The 20,962-nt window shown below is 58.3% G+C and carries 25 protein-coding genes, 1 tRNA gene and 1 pseudogene; 12 read left to right on the top strand and 15 right to left on the bottom strand.

Features of this window, described 5'->3' with window-relative positions; translation table 11 throughout:
• Positions 1-79: pseudogene (locus ACVWY9_RS05650) on the bottom strand (IS5-like element ISSoc13 family transposase); the annotation flags it as partial.
• A 168-nt stretch (positions 80-247) separates the two neighbouring features.
• On the bottom strand, positions 248-601 hold the full coding sequence (locus tag ACVWY9_RS05645; protein WP_457387745.1) for a rhodanese-like domain-containing protein: 354 nt from the start codon (positions 599-601) through the stop codon (positions 248-250).
• Positions 602-820: 219 nt separating this feature from the next.
• Between ACVWY9_RS05645 and ACVWY9_RS05640 the strand changes: the two genes are divergently transcribed.
• Together ACVWY9_RS05640 and ACVWY9_RS05635 are read left to right on the top strand one after the other, a co-directional pair.
• Entirely contained in the window at positions 821-1,174 is a 354-nt protein-coding gene (locus ACVWY9_RS05640) for a hypothetical protein (protein WP_049749562.1), read from the top strand.
• A gap of 283 nt (positions 1,175-1,457) precedes the next feature.
• Complete coding sequence (locus tag ACVWY9_RS05635; RefSeq protein ID WP_457387744.1) at positions 1,458-2,996, top strand: right-handed parallel beta-helix repeat-containing protein; 1,539 nt, start codon at positions 1,458-1,460, stop codon at positions 2,994-2,996.
• A gap of 333 nt (positions 2,997-3,329) precedes the next feature.
• On the opposite strand, the gene ndhI is transcribed toward ACVWY9_RS05635, so the two are convergent.
• Genes ndhI through ACVWY9_RS05615 form a run of 4 tightly spaced genes read right to left on the bottom strand, consistent with a single transcriptional unit; the run spans position 3,330 to position 6,606 of the window.
• Positions 3,330-3,962, bottom strand: coding sequence for an NAD(P)H-quinone oxidoreductase subunit I (gene ndhI / locus ACVWY9_RS05630; protein ID WP_414409206.1), 633 nt, complete (start codon positions 3,960-3,962; stop codon positions 3,330-3,332).
• Positions 3,963-4,000: 38 nt separating this feature from the next.
• Positions 4,001-5,122, bottom strand: a complete 1,122-nt coding sequence (gene nuoH / locus ACVWY9_RS05625; protein WP_414331864.1) for an NADH-quinone oxidoreductase subunit NuoH — start codon at positions 5,120-5,122, stop codon at positions 4,001-4,003.
• Positions 5,123-5,178: 56 nt separating this feature from the next.
• On the bottom strand, positions 5,179-5,382 hold the full coding sequence (locus ACVWY9_RS05620) for a hypothetical protein (RefSeq protein WP_011432507.1): 204 nt from the start codon (positions 5,380-5,382) through the stop codon (positions 5,179-5,181).
• A 39-nt stretch (positions 5,383-5,421) separates the two neighbouring features.
• Entirely contained in the window at positions 5,422-6,606 is a 1,185-nt protein-coding gene (locus ACVWY9_RS05615; RefSeq protein ID WP_041437160.1) for an NAD(P)H-quinone oxidoreductase subunit H, read from the bottom strand.
• Positions 6,607-6,775: 169 nt separating this feature from the next.
• On the opposite strand from ACVWY9_RS05615, the gene ACVWY9_RS05610 reads away from it, so the two are divergent.
• Positions 6,776-7,099, top strand: a complete 324-nt coding sequence (locus ACVWY9_RS05610; protein WP_414424124.1) for a DUF3288 family protein — start codon at positions 6,776-6,778, stop codon at positions 7,097-7,099.
• 57 nt (positions 7,100-7,156) lie between these two features.
• On the opposite strand, the gene ACVWY9_RS05605 is transcribed toward ACVWY9_RS05610, so the two are convergent.
• Both ACVWY9_RS05605 and ACVWY9_RS05600 read right to left on the bottom strand, forming a co-directional pair.
• On the bottom strand, positions 7,157-7,714 hold the full coding sequence (locus ACVWY9_RS05605; protein WP_414331869.1) for a carboxymuconolactone decarboxylase family protein: 558 nt from the start codon (positions 7,712-7,714) through the stop codon (positions 7,157-7,159).
• Between the two features lie 164 nt (positions 7,715-7,878).
• Complete coding sequence (locus tag ACVWY9_RS05600; protein WP_414331870.1) at positions 7,879-8,133, bottom strand: hypothetical protein; 255 nt, start codon at positions 8,131-8,133, stop codon at positions 7,879-7,881.
• A 60-nt stretch (positions 8,134-8,193) separates the two neighbouring features.
• Here ACVWY9_RS05600 and ureG point away from each other — a divergent pair, with 60 nt between their 5' ends.
• The 5 genes from ureG (at position 8,194) to ACVWY9_RS05575 (ending at position 12,176) form a co-directional block, all read left to right on the top strand.
• Positions 8,194-8,856 (top strand): urease accessory protein UreG, encoded by a 663-nt coding sequence (gene ureG, locus ACVWY9_RS05595; protein ID WP_414352217.1) that lies wholly within the window; start codon positions 8,194-8,196, stop codon positions 8,854-8,856.
• The gene (locus ACVWY9_RS05590; RefSeq protein WP_457387743.1) at positions 8,853-9,656 is read left to right on the top strand and encodes an urease accessory protein UreD; all 804 of its coding nucleotides are present in this window, start codon (positions 8,853-8,855) and stop codon (positions 9,654-9,656) included. Before ureG ends, ACVWY9_RS05590 begins: the two co-directional genes overlap by 4 nt.
• A gap of 51 nt (positions 9,657-9,707) precedes the next feature.
• Positions 9,708-11,222, top strand: coding sequence for a hypothetical protein (locus ACVWY9_RS05585; protein WP_457387742.1), 1,515 nt, complete (start codon positions 9,708-9,710; stop codon positions 11,220-11,222).
• A gap of 58 nt (positions 11,223-11,280) precedes the next feature.
• Positions 11,281-11,360, top strand: a tRNA-Leu gene (locus tag ACVWY9_RS05580).
• A 204-nt stretch (positions 11,361-11,564) separates the two neighbouring features.
• Positions 11,565-12,176 (top strand): Ycf51 family protein, encoded by a 612-nt coding sequence (locus ACVWY9_RS05575; RefSeq protein WP_457384888.1) that lies wholly within the window; start codon positions 11,565-11,567, stop codon positions 12,174-12,176.
• Here ACVWY9_RS05575 and ACVWY9_RS05570 read toward each other — a convergent pair.
• Positions 12,104-13,021 carry an alpha/beta fold hydrolase gene (locus ACVWY9_RS05570; protein ID WP_414424122.1) on the bottom strand — a complete coding sequence of 306 codons (918 nt, stop codon included), beginning with the start codon at positions 13,019-13,021 and terminating at the stop codon, positions 12,104-12,106. The two genes, ACVWY9_RS05575 and ACVWY9_RS05570, sit on opposite strands and share 73 nt — an antisense overlap.
• Before the next feature lie 30 nt (positions 13,022-13,051).
• Positions 13,052-13,717: a Crp/Fnr family transcriptional regulator gene (locus tag ACVWY9_RS05565; RefSeq protein WP_011432518.1), complete on the bottom strand. Its 666-nt coding sequence runs from the start codon at positions 13,715-13,717 to the stop codon at positions 13,052-13,054.
• 416 nt (positions 13,718-14,133) lie between these two features.
• Between ACVWY9_RS05565 and surE the strand changes: the two genes are divergently transcribed.
• A complete protein-coding gene (gene surE, locus ACVWY9_RS05560; RefSeq protein ID WP_457387741.1) occupies positions 14,134-14,913 on the top strand; it encodes a 5'/3'-nucleotidase SurE in 780 nt (259 codons plus the stop codon).
• A gap of 22 nt (positions 14,914-14,935) precedes the next feature.
• Here the strand turns inward: surE and ACVWY9_RS05555 are convergent, their stop codons facing one another.
• Genes ACVWY9_RS05555 through hisH form a run of 3 tightly spaced genes read right to left on the bottom strand, consistent with a single transcriptional unit; the run spans position 14,936 to position 16,278 of the window.
• Complete coding sequence (locus ACVWY9_RS05555) at positions 14,936-15,145, bottom strand: pentapeptide repeat-containing protein (protein ID WP_414328915.1); 210 nt, start codon at positions 15,143-15,145, stop codon at positions 14,936-14,938.
• Positions 15,142-15,615, bottom strand: coding sequence for an EVE domain-containing protein (locus ACVWY9_RS05550; RefSeq protein WP_414356493.1), 474 nt, complete (start codon positions 15,613-15,615; stop codon positions 15,142-15,144). The genes ACVWY9_RS05555 and ACVWY9_RS05550 overlap by 4 nt, the downstream gene beginning before the upstream one ends.
• A gap of 6 nt (positions 15,616-15,621) precedes the next feature.
• Positions 15,622-16,278 (bottom strand): imidazole glycerol phosphate synthase subunit HisH, encoded by a 657-nt coding sequence (gene hisH / locus ACVWY9_RS05545; RefSeq protein ID WP_457387740.1) that lies wholly within the window; start codon positions 16,276-16,278, stop codon positions 15,622-15,624.
• A gap of 68 nt (positions 16,279-16,346) precedes the next feature.
• On the opposite strand from hisH, the gene hemW reads away from it, so the two are divergent.
• Complete coding sequence (hemW, locus tag ACVWY9_RS05540; RefSeq protein ID WP_457387739.1) at positions 16,347-17,564, top strand: radical SAM family heme chaperone HemW; 1,218 nt, start codon at positions 16,347-16,349, stop codon at positions 17,562-17,564.
• A gap of 186 nt (positions 17,565-17,750) precedes the next feature.
• Here the strand turns inward: hemW and ACVWY9_RS05535 are convergent, their stop codons facing one another.
• Positions 17,751-18,242 (bottom strand): YajQ family cyclic di-GMP-binding protein, encoded by a 492-nt coding sequence (locus tag ACVWY9_RS05535; RefSeq protein WP_011432526.1) that lies wholly within the window; start codon positions 18,240-18,242, stop codon positions 17,751-17,753.
• 117 nt (positions 18,243-18,359) lie between these two features.
• On the opposite strand from ACVWY9_RS05535, the gene ACVWY9_RS05530 reads away from it, so the two are divergent.
• Together ACVWY9_RS05530 and ACVWY9_RS05525 are read left to right on the top strand one after the other, a co-directional pair.
• Entirely contained in the window at positions 18,360-19,196 is an 837-nt protein-coding gene (locus ACVWY9_RS05530) for an SDR family oxidoreductase (protein WP_457384881.1), read from the top strand.
• A gap of 128 nt (positions 19,197-19,324) precedes the next feature.
• Complete coding sequence (locus tag ACVWY9_RS05525) at positions 19,325-19,690, top strand: FHA domain-containing protein (protein ID WP_011432528.1); 366 nt, start codon at positions 19,325-19,327, stop codon at positions 19,688-19,690.
• Here ACVWY9_RS05525 and ACVWY9_RS05520 read toward each other — a convergent pair.
• Complete coding sequence (locus ACVWY9_RS05520) at positions 19,677-20,945, bottom strand: lipopolysaccharide biosynthesis protein (protein ID WP_457387738.1); 1,269 nt, start codon at positions 20,943-20,945, stop codon at positions 19,677-19,679. The two genes, ACVWY9_RS05525 and ACVWY9_RS05520, sit on opposite strands and share 14 nt — an antisense overlap.
• Positions 20,946-20,962 lie beyond the last annotated feature (17 nt).

Raw genomic sequence — 20,962 nt, 5'->3', positions numbered from 1 at the left:
CAATGTTAACTCTCTCTTCTGTCTGTAAAAAAGCCAATATCTTCTGCCATTTGTTTTCATCTAAAAAAACCAACTTCATCCTCTTTCCTCTATAAGTTATTCTCTCTATCCTAACATAAGATCAACACGACCTAGCAATGCTGTGGCGAATGAGTTGGGCCGCCTGGGATCCATACTGTTGGCCTCGTTGTTGGGGATCCCCCTGCAGATGAAGAATGGGGAACATGGTGCTGGTTTGCCCGTGACCTCAATAGGTGGGCAGGGAGGGATCCACCTCACAAGCCCAAGCGTGAATGCCGCCGCTGATGTTATGAACCTGAGTGAACCCGTTGGCCTGTAGCCACCGGCTCATCTGAGCAGAGCGGAGGCCATGATGACAGAGCACAAAAGTTGGCTGATCTGGATCCAGCTCTGTGAGGATCCGTTCCCTCCATTCCTCGTACCGGCTCAAGGGGTAGTTGCGAAAGCCCAGGGCATTTAAATTCACCAGCTCCAGCTCTGCCGGTTCCCGCACATCGATCAATTGCAGAGGGCCGGCCTCGGGATCCTGTAGGTATTGGGCCATCTGTTGCGGTGTAATGGAGCGGATGGAGAAGGACATCGCCAACTCTGGTTACAGGGATCCCTTTTCAAGATACACCGGCTCAGCGGCTGCCCTGAGACTGCCCGCAAAGGTTAAGATGTCACCCTGATTTGGGCTTAGCCTGGGTATGGCTGTGCAACGCTTTTTGATCGACACGGATACGGCGGGAGATGATGTTACCTCGCTGCTCTTTGGGCTGCTCTGGCCCAACAGCATCCTACAGGGCTGCCCGCCGGGGTGAGTTTCATTCGAGATCCCTTTGCGGAAGTGCCCAAACCCGCCGATTATGCCAGCATCTGCAGCGGAGATACCCGTCCGCTGTTCTTTATCGGTGTGGATGCTAACCAAAACTACCTGGGGGATACCGATAACAACCCTGCCACCCTCAACCACGGTCTCACCTCGATGCTGAAGCGGGTGGATATGGCCACCTATGAAGTGATTCGCAGCGTGGTGGAAGGCAACTTTAAGGCAACTTTGTCGGCGGCATTCAAACCTTTGGCCTGGAGAACGAGGGTGTGGGCTATGCCCTGGATGAATACAACCAAGCCTTGCTCTCAGCGGATTTGGTGGCTGCTGTGGAAGCGGTGAAGCAAGACATCCTCGCCGGAACCCTCGAAGTACCTGAAGAGCGCTAGATTTTTGAGATTTTTGTTGCCGATTGATTGCGGATCCCTGGCGAAGCCTTGACTAAACAGAGGATCCATCAGAGGATGCTTTTGCTGAGGGCATTGGATCGCAACTTGGCCATCTGCACTTTGACCTCGTGGCAGTTGTTTGTTGCTCTGACAACCTTGACCGCTAAGCGCTTGTAAGGGGCTTTCCACCTATGCTTGGCCAAGTATCCAAATCTGGTTGGGGGATCTGTTCAGCCTTGCTGCCTCTGTTGGCGGGGGTTGCCCTCGGCTGTGGGGGTGGCGGCGGCAGTTCTCCACCTCTTCCTCCGCCAGGTGGCGGGCCCATCATCCTGAGAGTGGATCCGGCCAGTGGCCCCTTTACCAAACTGGCAGACGCAGTTGCAGAGGCGCAGCGACTTCAGACTGCCACAGCCGGCCTGGAGGTGCTGATCGAGATTTTGGGGACGGGCAGGGAAACTTTGCAAAGCAACCTGGCCCTGGATGGCGGCGATGGCACCAACGGCGGTCGCATTCGCATCACCAGCTCCACCGCCTATGAGATCCTGACCGGGCTCTTTGACGTGATTGTAGCCAGCCAAACCAGCCTGCAGGGGGTAGATGTGGTGCTGGGGGGTGGACGGGTGCAGGTGAACAACGGCACTTTTCAGCCGCGCAAGGTCACCCTCAACGACCCTCGCTCCAACATCTTGGTCAACGGCAATGCTGCGGTTCTAGAGGGAGCCTTGAACCAATTGGCCGAGATTTTGTGCCAGCAATTTTTGGATCCCTGTGTGCAGATCTCTGGGAATGGCCGGGTCAGCCGTGTCTCGCCGATTGTCAGTAAAACGGGTGGGGTGGGCATAGGCACTGTGCCGGGCAGCAATCCCATCCTTGAAAACAACACAATTCTCCTGCAGGCTTTGGGGGCTTTGGCCGTTCGCTATGGTGACAACTCCGGCGGGATCTTCCGCAACAACCAAATCGAAGGGGATCCACCCACGGCTGGAGCCGGCTTGGTACTGCAGGCGCGGCAAGCAGGTACGAGTGGCACTACCGGGATTCAGCTGGATGGGGCAGGCTCAATTCCATCCATTCAATCCAACCGGATCGGCGTGGGCAGGATAGCCGGCAGTGTCGGCATTCGTATTTTGCAGGGAACCCAGGCCCGCACCATTTCCGGGAATACGTTCCTAGCTCGGGGCGAGGGCGTAGGAGTGGCAATTCAGGCGGCCCCCGGCACCCCAGATGCGGTAGTCGCAGCCTACCTGGCTGGCAATACTTTCCAAGGAAACTTTGCTCAGAGGGTCACTGGGGAACCTGCGCCCACGCCAACTCCTACCCTGAGGCCACCACCAACTCCTGCACCGACACCCTCTCCCACTCCTGCACCGACACCCTCTCCCACCCCCACACCTCCAGTATTGGGCACCGGCCCCATTCAAGTTACCTTGAGTTGGAACACCATCGATGACCTTGACCTGTATGTTACGGATCCCACGCAGCAGACCGTGTTTTTTAACAACCGAATTGTCCCTTCTGGAGGACGGCTGGATGTGGATGCCAATGCCGACTGTGTTGCCGTAACCCAAAATGCTGTGGAGAATGTCTTTTGGGCTTCCACCCCGCCCTCAGGGCCATACTTCATCGAGGTGAGATTGTTCCGGCGCTGCTCCCAATCAACTGCTCCCATTCCCTTTACCGTAACGGTTCGCAAGAGTGGAAACGTCGCGCAGACTTTTAGCGGCTTGGCCACATCCCCTGGCTTGGCGGGTAGGTTTACGTTTTCCTTCCCCTGAAGTTAGCCAAGGCTGGCAGCCATCTGCCCTGCCCACGTATGGCCATTTTGGTTCAGACTAGGACACCACACCTATACTCATACTCAGATCTTTGATTGCAGATCGCAGGGTTCAGAAGACCTTATTTCTGCGCCCCAGGCATCTCATTCCCACTAAGGACAGCTCCAACTTCGCGGCCTCGACGCTTTTTCTGGCCATCACCTTGCGGCAGCGGGCGATGCTGGAAGGCAGTCCCACAAGTTCAAACAGTCACATCCCCTGGGAAAGGGGCTAGGGGTGGCGGACAGCGGCGCGGAGCGCTTTGCGTCAGCATGAGTGCGGGAGTATGTCACGCTATTCCGCAGCAGCCTTGGCTGCTTTCGCTTCGGCTTCCTTAGCAGCTTTGGCCGCTCTCATTTCCGCCAGAATCTCCTCCGGTCGTTTGCCAGCCCGCTGGGATCCAGGGGGCAGGTCGTGCGGGTCAATAACCCCTTTGGGCAGATAGGCAAATTCTCGCAAGGGGGTCACCATCGGGTCTTCGGTAACCTTAGAGGGCAGACGGCCCATCGCCACCTGATGGTAGTTGAGGTCATGGCGGTCGTAAGCGGCCAGCTCATAATCCTCGGTTACCGAGAGGCAGTTGGTGGGGCAAAACTCCACACAATTGGCGCAGAAAATGCACACCCCAAAATCAATGCTGTAGCTGTAAAGCTCCTTTTTCTTCAGCTCTGGGTTGTAGGCCCAATCCACCACCGGCAGGTCAATTGGGCAAACTCGAACACAGATCTCGCAGGCAATGCACTTGTCGAACTCGAAGTGGATGCGTCCCCGAAAGCGCTCAGAGGGGATCAGCTTTTCGAAGGGGTATTGCACGGTTACCGGGCGCCGGCCCATGTGGTCGAAGACAACCCCCATCCCTTGGCCGATGTACTTGGCGGCTCGGAAGGCATCGCCCACATATTCTTTGACACGCTTGAGAAACGTCATGACCTATGTTCTCCCTCTCTTGCCTCTTTACTTCTCATTCAACCCCCAAAAAAGGTGGGGAAGGCGAGCTTTAGGGCTGCCGTCAGCAGCAAGTTAACAAAGGATACAGGCAGCAAAAACTTCCACCCCAAGTCCAGCAGTTGGTCAATGCGCACCCGTGGCAAGGTCCAGCGCAGCAGGATGGCCAAGAAGATGAAGATAAAAGCTTTGACCATCGTCATGACAATGCCTAAGGCCGCCGCGCCGATCTGCAAGAAAGGGTTATCCAAAGGAATCCCGGCAAGTGCAGCAATCGTTTCCACCGGCACCACAAACGACCAACCCCCCAAGTACAGCACTGCCGCAATCAGAGAAGCCAGCAGCAAGTTGGCGTAGGATCCCAGATAAAAGAGGGCAAACTTCATGCCGGAGTACTCCGTTTGGTAACCGGCTACCAGCTCTTCTTCTGCTTCCGGCAAATCGAACGGGATCCGCTCCGTTTCCGCCAGAGCCGAGATCAGGAAAATGACAAAGCCAATGGGCTGCCGCCAGACGTTCCAGCTCAGAATGCCCAGGCCGCTCTGCTGCTCCACGATCCCCACCGTGTCCAGACCGTTGCTCATCAGCACCACGGCCAACACTGACAGGGCCAGCGGCAGTTCGTAGCTGATCGATTGAGCTGCCGCGCGTAGCCCACCCAGCAAGGAGTACTTGTTATTGGAACCGTAGCCCGACATCAACAAACCGATGGGTTGCACGCTGGAGGTGGCGATCAGGAAGAACACGCCAATGGCAATGTTGGAGATCAATAGGTTCTGGCCAAAGGGAACCACCAGGTAGCACAAAAAGACGGGCAGGAAAACCAATATCGGCCCCAGCGTAAACAAGACTGGGTCGGCCAAGATGGGCAGAACATCTTCTTTGGTCAGCAGCTTGATGCCATCGGCAATCGGGATCAGCACCCCCTGAGGGCCGGCCATGTTGGGGCCAATCCGCTGCTGGGCTGCTGCCGAGATTTTTCGCTCCAGCCAAGTCATGACCATCACCCCCAAGGTGGCGGCGATGATCAGCAGCAACATGGGCAGGGGCATCCAGAGGGCATGGGCTGCACCTGCTCCCAAGCCCAAGTTCTGTAGGGCAGTCTCGAAGCCAAGTTGTAGGTCGATACCAGCGTTTGTCATGGGGGTGAGTAGCTCCCTAGAGATGGCGGGTTGGGTAGGGTTTGGGATCCCTGTAGCTAGGTCTTGCCGTTGGGATCCGACTGGGGGGGACGGTTGCGGCGGCGTAGCTCCTGCTGGATGATGGCCTGAAGGCGAGCATCAGATAGCTCTTCCGCGCGGCGGCGCCTTTCCTCTTGGTACTTAGCCCATTGCTTGGGGCCGATAACCGCAGCAATGACAGACACAATCAACAGCGGCAGAACCAAGATCGCCCAGGCCATCGCCTTTGTCCTCGCTTTCCGTAAGTATCTTAGCGATTCCTAGCGATCCACCTCGCCCATGATGATGTCAATGCTGCCGAGGATGGCGATCATGTCGGCTACCTTCATGCCGCGAATGAGCTGAGGCAACACTTGCAAATTGACAAAGCCGGGGGGACGGATCTTCCAGCGCCAGGGGCAAACGTTGTCGTCTCCCACGATGTAAATGCCCAGCTCTCCTTTGGCGCTCTCCACCCGCACGTAGGCTTCCCCTTTGGGGATCTTGAAATTGGCGGAAGGCTTTTTGCTGATGAACTGGTAGTCCCCTTTGTTCCACTCCGACTTCGGCCCCTCCAGCATCCGCTTGGCTTCCAGGTTTTCAAAGGGGCCTCCTGGCAAAGCCTTGACGGCTTGCTGCACGATCTTGCAGGACTCGCGCATCTCTTTCATGCGCACCCGATAGCGGGCCAGGCAATCCCCTTCGGGGTAAACGGCCACCTCCCAGTCGAAGTCGTCGTAGCACTCGTAGTGATCCACTTTGCGCAGATCCCAGTTGACGCCGCAGGCCCGCAACATGGGACCCGACAGACCCCAGTTGATGGCGTCTTGCTTGGAGATGGCTCCCACCCCTTCCAGCCGCCGGCGGAAAATCGGGTTGTCGGTAACCAGCCGCTCGTATTCATCCACTTTGGGCAAGAAATACTCGCAAAAGTCTAGGCATTTTTCCGTCCAGCCGTAGGGCAAGTCCACCGCCACGCCGCCCACCCGGAAATAGTTGTTGTTGATCAGGCGCATGCCGGTGACGGCTTCAAACAAGTCTAGGATCCACTCCCGCTCCCGCATGGCGTAGAGGAAGGGGGTTTGGGCGCCCAAATCTGCTAAGAAGGGGCCAAACCAGAGCAGGTGGTTGGTAATACGAGTTAGCTCCAACATGATCACCCGCAGGTAGCTGGCCCGTCTGGGCACGCTGATCCCGGCCAGTTTCTCAACGGCATTGACGGTGATGGCCTCGTTGAACATGCCGGCCCCGTAGTCCCAACGGGAGACGTAGGGCAGGTATTGCACCACCGTGCGGTTTTCGGCGATTTTCTCCATGCCGCGGTGCAAGTAGCCGATCACCGGTTCGCAATCGACGATGTTTTCGCCATCTAGGGTGACCAGCAAACGCAAAACCCCATGCATAGAGGGATGGTGCGGCCCAAAGTTGAGCAACATCCGGTCGGTACGGGTCTCGATCATGGGCATGGGCATAGCCGCCGCCTCCGCAACTGAAGAATGTTCATGGTCTGCAACATTTGCAGTATAGCGGTTTTCTTCTGCCTTCTCGGGATCCCATGCCATCAGGGATCCCAATCCTCGATATTGAAAGTCTCCAGGGGAACTCAGCTAGAGTGAGAAAAAAGGAGGGAGGCCGATGGCTGTATCCCGTTCACCCGCGAATGGCTCATCCCGACGAGAGCAGCAGCATCCGCAATATGCCACCGACCGAGCTGCGCTCGATGAGCTGATGGTGCAGGCTCAGGAGAGGCCCCTCTCCGAGTGGGTGCTGGCGGAAGTCGCCCGTTTGCGCATCCGTTACCACGGCTTCCCCGGCGCCTGGGATCTGCAGCGGGATTTGGATCAAATCCTGGAACAGTGGGGCCTGAGCGAAGAAGAGCTGTTCGCCCAGACCCGCCAGATCCATGCCCGCGGCCAGGTGTACGACCGCAGCTTTAGCACGCGAGACGACTGGGCCTAGTGGAGGGTTTGGGTCGGGATCCCTTACCCCCCTGAGAGAGGGGAGTTTGCCGGTTGTTCATGAGACGTGAAGCTGCTCGGCAAAGATGGGATCCAAAGGCACATCCAGGGCGGCAATCACCTTAGTCCAGAAGTTCATGAAGCCAATCCAAGCCGATAGCTCCACCAGATCTTCATCTGACCAAATGGCTTTTAGCTGGGCAAAGAAGCTATCGGTCACCACCATGCTGGGCACGGTCATCCGCTCAGCGTACTCGATGGCCAGCTTTTCCGCCTCGGTGTAGAGGGTGCTGGTGCGGGCCTGGGCCACCGCCGCAATTTTGGCAGGGGAGGCGCCGTACTTTTGCGCCTGCAGGGTGTGGTAGGGAAGGCAGTAGTGGCGGCAGCCGTTGATTTGGGCAATGCGGATGCTGACCAGCTCCTTCAGCTCTTCAGGCAAGTTGGGGTTTTGGGTGTGCAGCGCCCCGTAGAGGTTCATCACGGCTCGCATCAGTTGGGGCTTGTGGGCCATCACCTGCAGGGGGTTGAGGGCGGTGCCGTAGGTTTTCTCCAGGCTTTCGTAAACCTTTTGCAGTTGCTTATCGGCTTTCTCTGGGGTAACAGGAGGGATCCGCATGGACAGTCTGTAAAATTGCAGCATTCTCGACTTTAGCGCGTCTGGGGGATCCACCCAAGCCTAAGGGGGATTCACAGCCTTGGTGAGTGATCCCTTCTCCCGTTGAGAAGGGGGCCTTGGTCTTTTGGTTTCGTTCCAGACACTCCTGCAGGGCTTGCAACCTGTCAAGGATTGCCCAAGGATTGCTCAACGGCTTCCACCTGCTGCTGGGTGGCTGTGGCCCCTTGGTTGAGGGTTTGCTGCAGTTGATCCCGCGATTGGTAAATCTGCAGCGGCCCACCTTGAGGGATCCCTTGCTGGGCAGCTTCTGGGCTGGCTTGCTCTGGTCTCGGCTCCGAACTCAGCGGGTTGCGATAGAGGCGGTTAACCAGCAAAAATCCCACCAGCACCACAGCAGTTGCCACCAAAAGCCGAACCATACTCGGATCCCTTGCAAGCTTCTGATTCTAGAATGCCCTCAAAGAGCATTAGGTGGTCAGATGTTGGGCAAAGTTGTGCAGGCTTCCCAGCCGGTACGGGTTGGCATTGGCGGCCCGGTGGGATCCGGAAAAACCGCTTTGGTGGAAAAGCTCTGCTTGGCGCTGCGGGACCACCTGTCTTTGGCGGTGGTGACCAACGATATTTACACCCGCGAGGATGCCGAGTTTTTGGTGCGGGCCAAGGCCCTGGAGGCAGAGCGGATCATTGGCGTAGAGACCGGCGGCTGCCCCCACACCGCCATTCGGGAAGATGCCTCCCTCAACCTAGACGCCATTCAGGAGCTGGAGCGCCGCTTTTGCCCCCTGGATCTCATCTTGGTGGAATCGGGGGGGGACAACTTGGCAGCTACCTTCAGCCCGGAGCTGGTGGACGCCTGCATTTACGTCATCGACGTGGCCGAAGGGGACAAGATCCCGCGCAAAGGCGGGCCGGGGATCACCCGCTCCGACCTGCTGGTGATCAACAAGATCGATCTGGCTCCCTATGTGGGAGCAGACTTGGGGGTGATGGAACGGGATGCCCGTCGCATGCGGGGAGATAGGCCCTTTGTCTTTACCAACCTGCGCACGGGTGAGGGGCTGGAGCAGGTTCTCAGTTGGCTGGAGCGGGAGGTGCTGTTTCGGCCCATCAAGGCCGACCCCCCCTCGGTGAGCCGCCTGTGAACTTCGGTAAGGCCATCTTGAAGGCAACCCGCCGAGGCGAACATACCCGTATTTGGGAGTATTCTCAGGCTCCCCTGCAATGGCTGGGATCCCCTGGGGAGCCACCTGTGTACTACCTGCGCAACCCCAACGGCGGCCTGCTGGGTGGGGATCGCCACCGGATCGAGATCGGGCTGGGGCCAGGCTCGGCGCTGGAAATTCGCACCCAAGGGGCAACGCGGCTACATCCCGGCTTGATTCGGCAACAGGTCAAGGTCAAGCTGGCCCCCACCAGCCAGTTGATCTGGATCCCTCACCCGACCATTCCGGGGGCAGGGGCAGACTTTCGCCAGCAGGTGCAAATTGAGCTGGATCCCACAGCCCGCCTGGCCTATGCCGAGATCTGGACTGCCGGACGGCTGGCCATGGACGAACGCTGGCAGTTTGAACATCTTGCCAACTGCTTGCAAGTTTGGGTCACTGCTGGGATCCCATCCTCCCCCGAGGGGAGAAAACTCTGGCTGCAGGAACACATAGACCTGCACTTTCCCCATCGGCAGGTCTCCGCCGCGTCAGTGCTGGGATCCCATCTCTGTTGGGGATCCCTGTACTTGCTGGGGGATTGGCCGGAACCCACTTGGCTGACCGTTCACATCAGCGGAACGGAGTCCCCATACTGGCTGGTCAAGTCTCCGGATCCCATCTGTAAGGGTTGGATTCTGCGCCAGGTGGGGCCACAGGCAGAGGCCATTTGGCGGCATTTTGGCCAGGTTGCACTACAGCTTGCTCAAGCCAAGGGTGGCTCACCCCAGGGGTGGTAGACTAAGGCTGACTCAAACCAACTGGTTGACCCAAGGCCGGGACGGAGTCCTTTGAACGCTGCTCAACGGATTCTCAGACGCTCTGTCCTCAGGGGGCGAAGTCGCTGGCTGCTCCTCTACGAGAAGGGGATGGCCCTGCTGGCCCTGAGCAACCTGTGCTTGGTGCTCTTCGACATGAGCTATGTGCCTGGGCGAGATTTTTGGCTCCAGGGTCGGGTGCAAATTTTTGGCGCCTTTGGTCCTCCCATTCCGCTGCCGATTCTCTCCGAAGAAACCAGCCGTTCCCCGGTAACCGACCTATACGATCCCATCAAAGGTATCGAGCCCAACCCCGAAACCCAGCGCTACTTGGCCTTGGTGGATGAGCTGCGCCAGGTTACCCTGCGGTTTGGCGTGGAGTCGGAAGCGGCAGCACCAATCCTGGCCCGCTTGCGGGAGCTCAGCGACGAGATGATTGAGACCAATCCCTTTCAGGGCGCCAACAAAACTGGCCAGTTTGTGCGTATCCTCAATTTGATGCGGGAGCACATCCCAGAAGCCGACTCTGCCAGAGCCGCCTTTGCCCGCTTTTGGACTGCTGAGTACTTGGCCGGCGCCGATCCCGCAGATGGAATTGAATTTTTCCAGACCCGGCTGCGCCCCCTCTTTGAGACCAACTATTTCCGCCCCATTGGTGAGAGCGGTAACCCCGTTGACTTTTTCCCGGTGCTGGATTTTCCCTTCGTGCTTCTGTTTGGGCTGGAATTTTTGCTGCGCACGGTGGCCATCAGCCGCCGCTACACCGGCGTCAATTGGCTGGATGCCATGCTCTGGCGTTGGTACGATGTGCTGTTGCTGCTGCCCTTTTGGCGCTGGCTGCGGGTGATCCCCGTCACCATCCGGCTGGGACAAGCACAGTTGCTGGATCTGGAGCGGGTACGCGCCCAGGTGAGCCAGGGCTTTGTTACCAACTTCGCCGAGGATCTGACGGAAGTCATTGTCGTGCGGGTGATCAACCAAATCCAGGTATCCATTCAGCGGGGATCCCTGCCCCTGCTGCCGGCAGCACGTACCCCGCGGGACTACATCGACATCAACAACACCAACGAGCTGGAGGCGATTGCCAACCTGGTTTTTCGCATTGTCCTCTACCGCGTCTTGCCCCAGGTGCAACCGGAATTGCAACAACTGCTCCGCTACAACCTGGATGGCCTGCTCAAGCAGTTGCCTGCCATGCAAACTCTAGAACAGCTTCCCGGCCTGGGATCCCTGCCTGGCCAACTGACGGAGCGCCTGGCCAACGAGCTGACTACCACCACCTACAAAACCCTGACGGGCAGTTTCGAGGATCCCGTCGGCTCCAAGCTGGCAGCGCAACTGATGCAGCGGTTTGGTGAAGTCTTGGCACGAGAACTCACCCAGGAGCACGCTTTGGAGGAAATTCGCTCTCTCCTGCAAGACTTGCTGGAAGAGATCAAGATCAACTACGTCGAGCGGCTATCCCACGAGGATCTGGAGGAGGTGATGGAGCAAACCCGCCAGCTTCGGCAAAAGGCCCAGCAACTGGAGAAAGACCGCCGCAACTAGGGTTGGGAGGATTGGTTGACGAGGTTTCGCCAGTTCAGTAGGATAATGGTTCCAGGTCGGGCGAGTGGCGAAACTGGTAGACGCACCGCACTCAAAATGCGGCGGGAAACCGTGTCGGTTCGAATCCGACCTTGCCCATGCTCCTCAAATCTGTAGGGCTCGCCGCTTTCTGTGTTTGGTAGGTTGATCCGTCTTGCCTCTTCTCACAGGGGTTTGGTGATAGAACCAGCCAAGCCCTTCTGGAGCAGGGTGCCAGCGGGACGGAGTCCTTAGATAGGGCAGCCAGAATCGGGCTCATCCTGCATCCTAGAGATGAAGCTCTAGCCGCTAAACTGGGGAATCATGGATGCAACTTTGGAATCTTTCTTTGCCTCTGCCACCCAAATTGGGCTAGGTCTAGCAGGCTTGCTGGCTGTGCTCACCCTGCTGGCCTGGATCCGCAATTGGCCCTTGAAGTTTGCGCTGGTGGGCTACACGGCGTTTGCGCTGGTTTTAACGGCGGGATGTTTTGCCCTCAGCTTGGGGCCGATCTTTCGCTCCCGCATTCCCGGTGCTGCCCCCTACACCACCGTCTATGACCAAGGGGCGGATCGAGCGGTTATTGCTGTCAGCCCGGATATCACCCCAGAGCAACTGATCCTCACCCTGAAGCAGGCGGCCAGCGATTTGGGATCCCCGGGCCGCTTCTCCACCGGTTCGCCGGTGTTCACCTTGCGGGCCCGCACCGTCATCCATCCCGAGCCGGGAGTTTCCGAGCCGTTGCTCTTGGGCACGCTGCAACAGCCGTTGGGAAAGCGCCTGCGCACCCCAGAAGAACAACAGCAGCAGCAGATCCATCTAGAGGAAGAGGCCTTTGCCCGGCTGCTGAAGTTGGCCCAGGGTCAGGCTTCTGCCGCCTTGTCTGCAGAGGGAGCGGAAGAGCCAACCACCGGGATCCCACTTGCCCAGTCTTGAGCGCTGAGCCAGCGGCGCAGATCCTGTCCCACCCGGTCGGGGATCTCCCAGGGAAAGAGATGAGCCACGTTGGGATAGACAATGCAGGTGCAGTGGGGCAGGGCGCGGGCTGTGGCCAGGCTGCTGTTGGCGGTGATGTGGCGATCCCGCTCGCCGGCCATAAGCAGTACCGGGATGCGAATTCGGTGCAGATCTCCCTCGCGGTTGTAGCCCCGTTGCAAAGCGGCGCGCAGAGCTTGGCGAGCCTGGGGGGAGGTGTGCAGATAGGCGGGCAAGGCCATGTGCGCCAAATACCGATAGGCCGTTGGGGTCTGTTGCTGCATCAGGTAGCGGTAAAGGGAGCGACGGCCAAAGGTCTCGATGTTCCATTCCCAGCCGGGCCAAAGCCAGTTGAGCAGCGAGGCAACGCCGGTGTTGACCTGATCCCAAAAATCGGTGGGGGGATGGTTGCTGCGGGGGCAGGCGGCACTGGCCACCAAGACCAAACCCTTTACCCGCTGCGGCAGCCGCAAAGCCAACTCCAGGGCCAGGATCCCGCCCAAAGACCAGCCCAGCACCAGACACGCCTGCCAGCCCAGGCGATCCAGCAGCCGCTCCAAGTCCTCTAGGTGATCCTGCATCTCAAAGGGATCCGTCACCTGGGAATGCCCGTAGCCACGCAGATCTGGCGCCACACAGGGGTGGATCCCCGCCACTGCCTCTGCAAATACCGCCATGCAGTCGGCATTGCCCGGATGGCCGTGGAGCATCAAGATTGGGAGGGAGGGGATCCCTTTTCCCCAAGTACGGTAGTGGAGCTGCAGGCCCATCGCGTCAGCAGTGCAGTTCCCGACTGCTGTAGGCATAACACTCTGGATAGCATCTAGACAGCAGGGTTAGGCGCTGGCCGCCTTCTTCGGAGTGGGCTGGAGCTTTACCCCGTTGGGAATACAAATTAAGTTTTGATCCAGCACCTGCACAAACCCTTTCGAACGCAGGGATCCCAGAAGACGAGTCACCGTCACGCGGGTGGCCCCAATGGCATCCCCAATCTGGGCATGGGTAAGGGGCCAGGGGAGATACATCCCTTGTTCACAGGGCTGTCCATACTCTTCGATCAACAGGCTCAAGAAGCCCTTGAGGCGATCGATGGCGCGCCGTTGGCCCAGATTTCCCAACCACAGCAGCTTCCGTTGCAGTTGCTGGCGGAAGTTTTCCTGAATCTTCTGGTGCAGATAGGGCCACTGCTCCAGATCCTGCCAGTAAAACCACATCACCGTGGTGCGATCGGCGTGGGTGCAGGCTTTCAACTCAAAGCGCTCTGGGTTGCTCAGCTCAAAAGGAAATCCAGCCGTGATGAACCCAACAAAGACCTCCCGCCGCTCTGGAGTTTGGCTGACCAGGCGCACCACTCCCTCTTGGGTGATGTACACCAATCCCGGACGAGTGGGAATGCGCACGTCTTTGGGAAAGGTGCGACAGCGGTAGTGCTCCTCGGCCCACTGGCAAAGCTCACGCCATTCCTGAGCCTCTGTTGCCGATGTGATGGAAACAAGTGACATGAGATCAACTTCCTGTCGCTCGAGCGACCTGATGGGTTTTACAGACTTTCCAGCTTTACCCGGCTGTAGGCTATGCAACGCTTCCGCGTTCGCGCCGGCGGTGCGGAGCACCTACACGTCAACGGGACGGAGTCTTAGGAAGATGGGGATGGAGAAACAGCAAGATACACACAAGAAGGCAAATACAAAGAGGAAGGAAACCGCAGGGTTTACTTTACCTTAGCTTCATAATGGCACTTGACCTCATAGGGTGACATTGTGTTCCTACTGATATTGTTCAAAAGGCTACGTCCAATAATAACCCCAAGAAGCCGTAAATTTTCAGATTCTGCCGCTGAACTCGGCTACCTGGGGGATCAGCGCAGATCATTGGGTCAGACTGGTGTATGTCTAAGGGCGGGTGTGGGGTGGCTGGGATGAATATTCTCATCAGCAACGACGATGGCATCCAGGCGGCAGGGGTGCGGTGTTTGGCGGCAGCGCTGGCCCAGCTGGGGGGGCACCAGGTAACGGTGGTCTGTCCGGATCGGGAGCGCTCGGCCACCGGCCACGCCCTGACGTTGCACAAGCCGCTGCGGGTGGATCCGGTGCGGGAGGGATTTCCTCCAGAAGTGCAGGCCTGGGCCTGTTCGGGCACCCCTTCCGACTGTGTCAAGTTAGGTCTGGACGGGCTATTGGATCGTCCTCCCGATTGGGTGATTTCCGGCATCAATCAGGGAGCCAATCTGGGCACGGATGTGCTCTACTCCGGCACCGTCTCGGCGGCAATGGAAGGGCTATTGGAAGGGATCCCTAGCCTGGCAGTAAGCTTGGCCAGTTTTACCCATCAGGATTTTCAACCAGCGGCCCAGGTGGTGCTGAAGCTACTGGAGAAACTGAGCCTGAAACCCCTGGGGGAGCCGATGCTGTTGAACATCAACGTGCCCCCCCTAGCGCTGGCTGAAATACGCGGCATGGTCTTGGCCCGCCTGGCCTGGCGCAAGTACACAGATCTCTACGAGAAACGGGTGGATCCGCGCGGCAAGGCCTACTACTGGCTAGCTGGAGAGGTGGTGGAAGAGGAGGTGGATCCCCGCTCGGACGTGCGGGCGGTTGCTGAGGGCTATGTGTCGATTACGCCCCTGCAGCCGGATCTAACGGCCTACGCGGCCTTCGATAGCCTACAGCGCTGGGGGCTCTCAGCCTTTGGCTCATGAATTTTAAGCCGGTGAGCTGGGGTCAGCGCCGAACAATGTCATCCCCTCCAAATTTTGGGTCGAACTCGGCGGGAAAGCGGGTGTTGGCACTGTAGATTGCCCCTTCCAGAAAAGCGCTCTTTAGGTTGTCCATCGACAGATTGGCCCCTCGCAAATCCGCCCCCGTTAGATCCGCCCCACTTAGGTCGGCGCCACGCAAATTGGCCCCACTCAGGTTGGCCTCGCCCATCATAGAGGAGACTGCGTAGAAACTCCCGTCAGCGCCAGCAATCGTTTCGCCACCCCTTCGGCAACCGGCATGACCGACAGTCGCGTGCCCCGTCGTACTACTTCCAGCTCCTCTGGGGTGAAGGTGTCTCGCAATTCAGCCAAAGGGATCAATCGCCCAAAGGCTGAGACAAACCGCACTCGCACCGTATGCCAGCGGGGATCCTCGCGGGTAGATTTGGGATCATAGTAGGGGCTGGCAGGGTCGAATTGGCTGGGATCCACCACGTGGGTTTCCAGGATCTCCATCAAACCGGCAATTCCGGGTGGCTCGGCATTGGAATGGTAGAAAAAGGCGCGATCCCCAGGCTGCATTGCCTTCAGATAGTTGCGGGCTTGGTAGTTGCGCACGCCATCCCAAAGGGTTTGGCCCTCCCGCTGCAAATCCCAGATGCTATAGATGCTGGGCTCAGATTTCATCAGCCAATAGTTCATGGGGCACTAGGCTCTGGGAGCAGATAAGGGGGAACAACGGGCAACAAACTCGACAAAGTTGCGCAGCATCTTCAAGCCGTAGGGGCCGGACTTTTCTGGGTGAAACTGGGTAGCAAACAAAGCGCCGCGGGCAATGGCGGCTACACAGGTTTGGCTCCCGTGTTGGGTCGTGGCAGCCACCCAGGCTGGATCGCTGGGCACACCGTGATAGGAATGGACAAAATAGGCCCAGGTTTGATCGGGGATCCCTGCCCAAAGAGGCGATTGGGGTTGGGTAAGGTGCAACTGGTTCCAGCCCATGTGGGGGATGCGCAGGCCCGCCTCTGGCCGAAAGCGCTGCACCCGTCCGGGCACGATGCCCAGCCCCGGTTCCACCCCCTCTTCGCTGCTCTCAAACAAAACCTGCAGCCCAATGCAAATGCCCAAGAAGGGCTGCTGCCGCTGCACCGCCTCCCGGATGGGATCCACAAAGCCTCGCTCTCGCAACTGCTGCATGGCCGGATCAAAAGCCCCATCTCCCGGCAGGATGATCCCGTCGAAACGCTCCAGCCCGACCGGCTCTGTTACCAGATGCACCTCTGCCCCGGCACGCTCCAAGCCTTTGCAAGCCGAATGCAAGTTTCCGGCATCATAGTCGATTACCGCCAGGCGCACAGCTCCCATGGGATCCCTCCTCGTGAGGAGTTTCGGAGTCTATCAGTATAGTGGTTCTATCCCGTTTGAGCTGACCCATGGCTGTGGCAACGGCTTTGCACGATCCCACTCCGACCGATACTGCTCTGCAATGCTGCCGCGACCAGGTTGATTGGCCTGAAGCAGCTTACCTGCACATCCCTTTTTGTCGGCAACGCTGCCACTACTGTGATTTTGCCACGGGCTTGGGCACCCGAGAGTTGATAGAAACTTACGTGCAAATGCTCTGCCGAGAGATCGGCAGCTCCTACCGCTACCGCCATCTGGCCGGGGATCCCAGACCGTTGACCAGCATTTTTTTCGGGGGTGGCACCCCTTCTCTGCTGACGGTGGAGCAACTGGGGCGGATCTTGACTCAATTGAGGGAGAGGATCCCGTTTCATCCCGACTGCGAGATTTCTCTGGAGGCCAACCCCGGCACCCTGACGCGGGAGCAGTTGGCGGGCTACCGGGAGCTGGGGGTCAACCGCATCAGCCTAGGGGTACAGGCATTTCAGCCAGAGCTGCTGGCCGCTTGTGGTCGCCTGCATGGAGTGGAGGAAGTTTACGAAGCCGTGGCCGACTTGCAGGCGGCGGGCTTTGAGAATTTCAACCTGGATTTGATCTTTGGGCTGCCCTACCAGACTTTGGAACACTGGCAGCAGTCTCTACGAGCTGTTCTTGAGATTAACCCCACCCATGTCTCCGTCTATGATCTGACGATTGAGCCGGGAACCCGCTTTGGCCGGATGTACCGACCGGGAGATGCGCCTTTGCCCACCGAGGAAACCACAGTTGCCATGTACCTAATGGCGCGGGAGCTGCTCACCGAAGCGGGCTACATCCACTACGAAATCTCCAATTTTGCCCGCCCCGGCTACGCCTGTCGCCACAACCGAGTGTACTGGAAAAATCGCCCTTACTTTGGCTTTGGCATGGGATCCGTCGGCTACGAGGGGGGACGGCGCATTCAGCAGCCCAAAACCCTTTACCACTACTTTGAGCAGGTGAAAGCTGGAGTTCACCCTCTCCCTCCTGAAGCATCTCCAGAGGAAGTTTGGATGGATACTTTGATGTTGGGGCTGCGTTTACAGGAAGGTCTGGATTTGGGCCATTTACAGGAGCGTTTTGGCCACCCAAAGGTCGAGCAAGCTTTGGAGAGGCTGGATCCCTATTTTGAGAAGGGATGGGCCAGTTGTGAGGCAGGCCGGCTACGGCTGATTCCGCCCGATGGCTGGCTATTTTCCAATGAGATTCTCAGAGACTTGCTGGCTTGATTCCGACGGTTACTTTCACAAGATTTCTCACCAGAGCCCCTATCCCAATTGGCCGAAAACTCAAGCTTTGAGGAGCGTAGGCCATCACCATTTCCAGCAGCCATTAAACCCAACATTTCACAGATCCTGAGATCTCTAATCTTGCAAGAGGGGTTGAGGGGAAAGATACGGAAGCCCAGAGGATCCCTATCGATAGTTGACAAATTGCAGCGCCACCGGGTAGTCCTGCTGCCTAAGCATTTGAATGACCGCCTGTAGCTCGTCTTTATCCTTGCCGGAAACGCGCACCAGATCCCCTTGAATGGCAGGCTGCACTTTCTTAAAGTTGTCGCGGATTTGCTTGGCGATCTGTTTGGCCAGTGTGGCATCAATGCCCTTTTTCAGGTGAACCACCTGGCGCACTCGGTTGCCGCCGGCGCTCTCTGGGGGTTGGAAGTCGAAGATCTTCAGGGATAGACCCCGCTTGGCCGCTTTGGTAAGAAGCAGATCCCGAATGGAGTTGAGGGCCATGTCGTTGGCGGTGGTGATGGTCAGGGATCCCTCCTCCAGCTCAATTTCCGTCTGAGTATCCTTGAGGTCGTAGCGCTGTTTGATCTCCCGTCGGGCTTGATCCACAGCGTTCACCAGTTCCTGCCGATCGAAATCACTGACGATATCAAATGAGTAGGTAGAGGCCATAAACCTTATCTTCGCTATCGTTCAGTATCTTAAGCCCTCAGCCAAGCAGGGATCCCTAACTCTCGGAGAAGCTACAACAGGTAGAGGGATCCCAGTCCAGATTTACGGAGAAGCAGGATGGCCGATGTTGTTTTAATTACAGGCGCTTCTGAAGGCATCGGCAGAGCTACTGCCTTTACCTTTGCCCGTGGGGGTTACCGATTGGCGCTGGCTGCCCGCACTGCCGAAACCCTGAAGCAAACGGCCATCGACCTAGAGCAAAGCCTCAATGCCGAGGTCTTGGCCGTTCCCACCGATGTCACGCAGCCAGAACAGGTGCAAAACCTGGTGGAGAGAACTCTGGAACGCTATGGCCGCATCGATTGCCTGATCAACAACGCCGGCATCTGCATGAGTGGCCCTTTTTTGCAAACCACCCCGGAGCACTGGCAGGCTCTGATGGCGGTCAATTTTTGGGGCTACCTCCACACCATTCGAGCCGTGCTCCCCGACATGTTGAAGCGCAAAAAAGGCCAGATCATCAACGTGGGATCCATTGGCGGCAAAATGCCCCTGCCCCAGATGAGCGCCTATTGTGCCAGCAAGTACGCGGTCAGTGGGCTGACAGAAGCGCTGCGTCTGGAACTGCAACCCCAAGGGATCCAGGTAATTGGCGTCCATCCGGGCATCGTCAGCAGCAATTTCCTCAAGCGAGCCATTTTTCTGGATGAGGTGGGGCCAGAGTCCTCTCCCGATGGCCACTCCCAAACCTCAGGTGGCAAAGCCCGCGAGCAAATGCAACAGGCGCTGGAGAGTTTCTGGGCCAGCCAGCCGGAAGAAGTTGCCGAAGCCATTTGGGACGCCGCTCGCCAGTCCAAGTCAGAGGTGGTGGTGGGCATGGCCCAATGGGCGGTAGGAGCTTACACCCTCTTCCCCGGATGGGTCGGCTCACTGCTCCAGAATGTTCCTCGCTAGCCCACTGGATCGGTCGAGAGTTCTGGGGCGCTGGATGAGCGATTCTGCAGACCCAGCGATAGCAGGAAGAAGGCTAAACTTCGGTATAGTTTGAGGTACGGTTAAACACTGGTATTGACAGCGGAAGTATGGTTGAATCTGTGCCTTCTCCTTCCGGTACCCACCAGCACATCTTGATCGTGGAAGACCGAGATGGCCGCCGTACCCAGGTGCTGGGATCCGCCAAATACTTCATCGGTCGGGACTTGGCGAACGACATCTGTCTCAACTCTCAGTATGCCTCCCGCTACCACGCCATGCTGCTGCGGATTCCCGCCGAGCGAGAGGGAGAATATTGCTACCGCATTTTGGATGGGGATCTGGAAGGTCGCCCCAGCACCAATGGCTTGTTGATCAACGGCCAGAAATTGACCACCCACCAGCTCAAGTCGGGGGATGTGATCACCTTTGGCCCCGATGCCAAAGCCACCTACAAAATTGTTAAGGCTCCCTAGGCCCAGATCTCTGCAGAGCGTGCAATCGCCCCCCAATCAACAGCAGCAAAGCCAGCACCAAGGCCATCTCCGACAGCAAGGTCGCTAGGGCCGCCCCCTGCCAACCCCACCTTGGGATCCAAACCGCATTCAAAAGCCCATTCAGCCCCAGAGCCATCAGTTGCAGACGGCTGCGGGGCTTTTGCAACCCTGCTCCAGTGAGCAGGTGAGACAGCAAAAGGTGGATCCCTTCCAGCAAAATGACCGGGCTGAGCCAGCGCAGGATGAGGGCCGTTTCCCGGTAAGCCGATCCCAGCACCCAAGGGATTCCGTAGGATCCCAGGGCCAGCCCCAGAGCAGCCAAACTGCCGTAGCCCACCACCCAAGGGGAAAGGTGACAGGCGTAGCGCCAGCCTTGTGGGAGTCCTTTTTGGCCTTGGCGGCACAGCTCGGCAAAATGGCTGGTGAGCAGAGCAATCATCGGCGTTTGCGAGAAGTTGATCACCCGATAGGCAGCGCTGTAAAGACCCCCCGCCGCTGCTGAGGCCAAACGGGGCAAGAGCAGCTTATCCAAATCGGTGAAGGTTTTCACCGCGGCCAGCCCCACCGCAAAGTCCCAGCCCGCTATCAGCCGTTCCCGCAGATCTCGCCAGCTCAGGGCCAAGGGGGGAGAAGGCTCGCTCCACCGCCCCATCCCCCTCGCGATCAGCAGCAGCACGACCAACACCATCAGGCCGTACAGAACAGCCCATTGCACCAGGGATCCCCAGCCTAAGGCCACCGCCAGCAATACTGCCCCCAATCGCCCCAGCGCCATGCCCGTGTCGATGAGGGCTACCCCAGCAGCCTGCTCTCTCCCGATCAGGATCCCCCTGTACACCTCTGGCACCGCGATGAACAGCAGATCGCTCAAAAGCAATACCCCCACCACCGCTGCTGGCGTCCCGGCCAGCCAAACGCTCAAGAGGGGCCACAACACCAGCGCCATCCCCCCACAGCCCAATCCCGCCAACCATAAGCTGGGGCCAACCCCCTGGGTGCAAGTCAGGGATCCCTGCCGGCTGAGGCGCTGGATCAGCAGTTCCGATTGGCCCAAATAGCCAAACGGGGCGGCCAGGTTGCTGCAGGCCAAGATGGCGGAGAAAACCCCGAAGGCTTCCGGCCCCAACAGCCGCGCCAACAGGATGAAATAGGCCCCGGACAACCCCAGGCGCAGGCCATTGCCCACCATCAGCCAGGCAGCCTGGCGTAGCCGCTGTTGTTCTGCTCTATCCACGCTGCCACTCCTGGACG

The sequence above is a fragment of the Thermostichus sp. OS-CIW-31 genome, from assembly GCF_054060305.1.
This window is presented reverse-complemented; position numbering and strand designations above follow the sequence as displayed.

Bases quoted from the DNA above. Each gene is read 5' to 3' on its own strand.
- ACVWY9_RS05645 (WP_457387745.1), bottom strand. From the start codon at position 601: ATGTCCTTCTCCATCCGCTCCATTACACCGCAACAGATGGCCCAATAC.
- ndhI (WP_414409206.1), bottom strand. From the start codon at position 3,962: ATGACGTTTCTCAAGCGTGTCAAAGAATATGTGGGCGATGCCTTCCGA.
- nuoH (WP_414331864.1), bottom strand. From the start codon at position 5,122: ATGACAAACGCTGGTATCGACCTACAACTTGGCTTCGAGACTGCCCTA.
- ACVWY9_RS05620 (WP_011432507.1), bottom strand. From the start codon at position 5,382: ATGGCCTGGGCGATCTTGGTTCTGCCGCTGTTGATTGTGTCTGTCATT.
- ACVWY9_RS05615 (WP_041437160.1), bottom strand. From the start codon at position 6,606: ATGCCCATGATCGAGACCCGTACCGACCGGATGTTGCTCAACTTTGGG.
- ACVWY9_RS05610 (WP_414424124.1), top strand. From the start codon at position 6,776: ATGGCTGTATCCCGTTCACCCGCGAATGGCTCATCCCGACGAGAGCAG.
- ACVWY9_RS05605 (WP_414331869.1), bottom strand. From the start codon at position 7,714: ATGCGGATCCCTCCTGTTACCCCAGAGAAAGCCGATAAGCAACTGCAA.
- ACVWY9_RS05600 (WP_414331870.1), bottom strand. From the start codon at position 8,133: ATGGTTCGGCTTTTGGTGGCAACTGCTGTGGTGCTGGTGGGATTTTTG.
- ureG (WP_414352217.1), top strand. From the start codon at position 8,194: ATGTTGGGCAAAGTTGTGCAGGCTTCCCAGCCGGTACGGGTTGGCATT.
- ACVWY9_RS05575 (WP_457384888.1), top strand. From the start codon at position 11,565: ATGGATGCAACTTTGGAATCTTTCTTTGCCTCTGCCACCCAAATTGGG.
- ACVWY9_RS05570 (WP_414424122.1), bottom strand. From the start codon at position 13,021: ATGCCTACAGCAGTCGGGAACTGCACTGCTGACGCGATGGGCCTGCAG.
- ACVWY9_RS05565 (WP_011432518.1), bottom strand. From the start codon at position 13,717: ATGTCACTTGTTTCCATCACATCGGCAACAGAGGCTCAGGAATGGCGT.
- surE (WP_457387741.1), top strand. From the start codon at position 14,134: ATGAATATTCTCATCAGCAACGACGATGGCATCCAGGCGGCAGGGGTG.
- ACVWY9_RS05555 (WP_414328915.1), bottom strand. From the start codon at position 15,145: ATGATGGGCGAGGCCAACCTGAGTGGGGCCAATTTGCGTGGCGCCGAC.
- ACVWY9_RS05550 (WP_414356493.1), bottom strand. From the start codon at position 15,615: ATGAACTATTGGCTGATGAAATCTGAGCCCAGCATCTATAGCATCTGG.
- hisH (WP_457387740.1), bottom strand. From the start codon at position 16,278: ATGGGAGCTGTGCGCCTGGCGGTAATCGACTATGATGCCGGAAACTTG.
- hemW (WP_457387739.1), top strand. From the start codon at position 16,347: ATGGCTGTGGCAACGGCTTTGCACGATCCCACTCCGACCGATACTGCT.
- ACVWY9_RS05535 (WP_011432526.1), bottom strand. From the start codon at position 18,242: ATGGCCTCTACCTACTCATTTGATATCGTCAGTGATTTCGATCGGCAG.
- ACVWY9_RS05530 (WP_457384881.1), top strand. From the start codon at position 18,360: ATGGCCGATGTTGTTTTAATTACAGGCGCTTCTGAAGGCATCGGCAGA.
- ACVWY9_RS05525 (WP_011432528.1), top strand. From the start codon at position 19,325: ATGGTTGAATCTGTGCCTTCTCCTTCCGGTACCCACCAGCACATCTTG.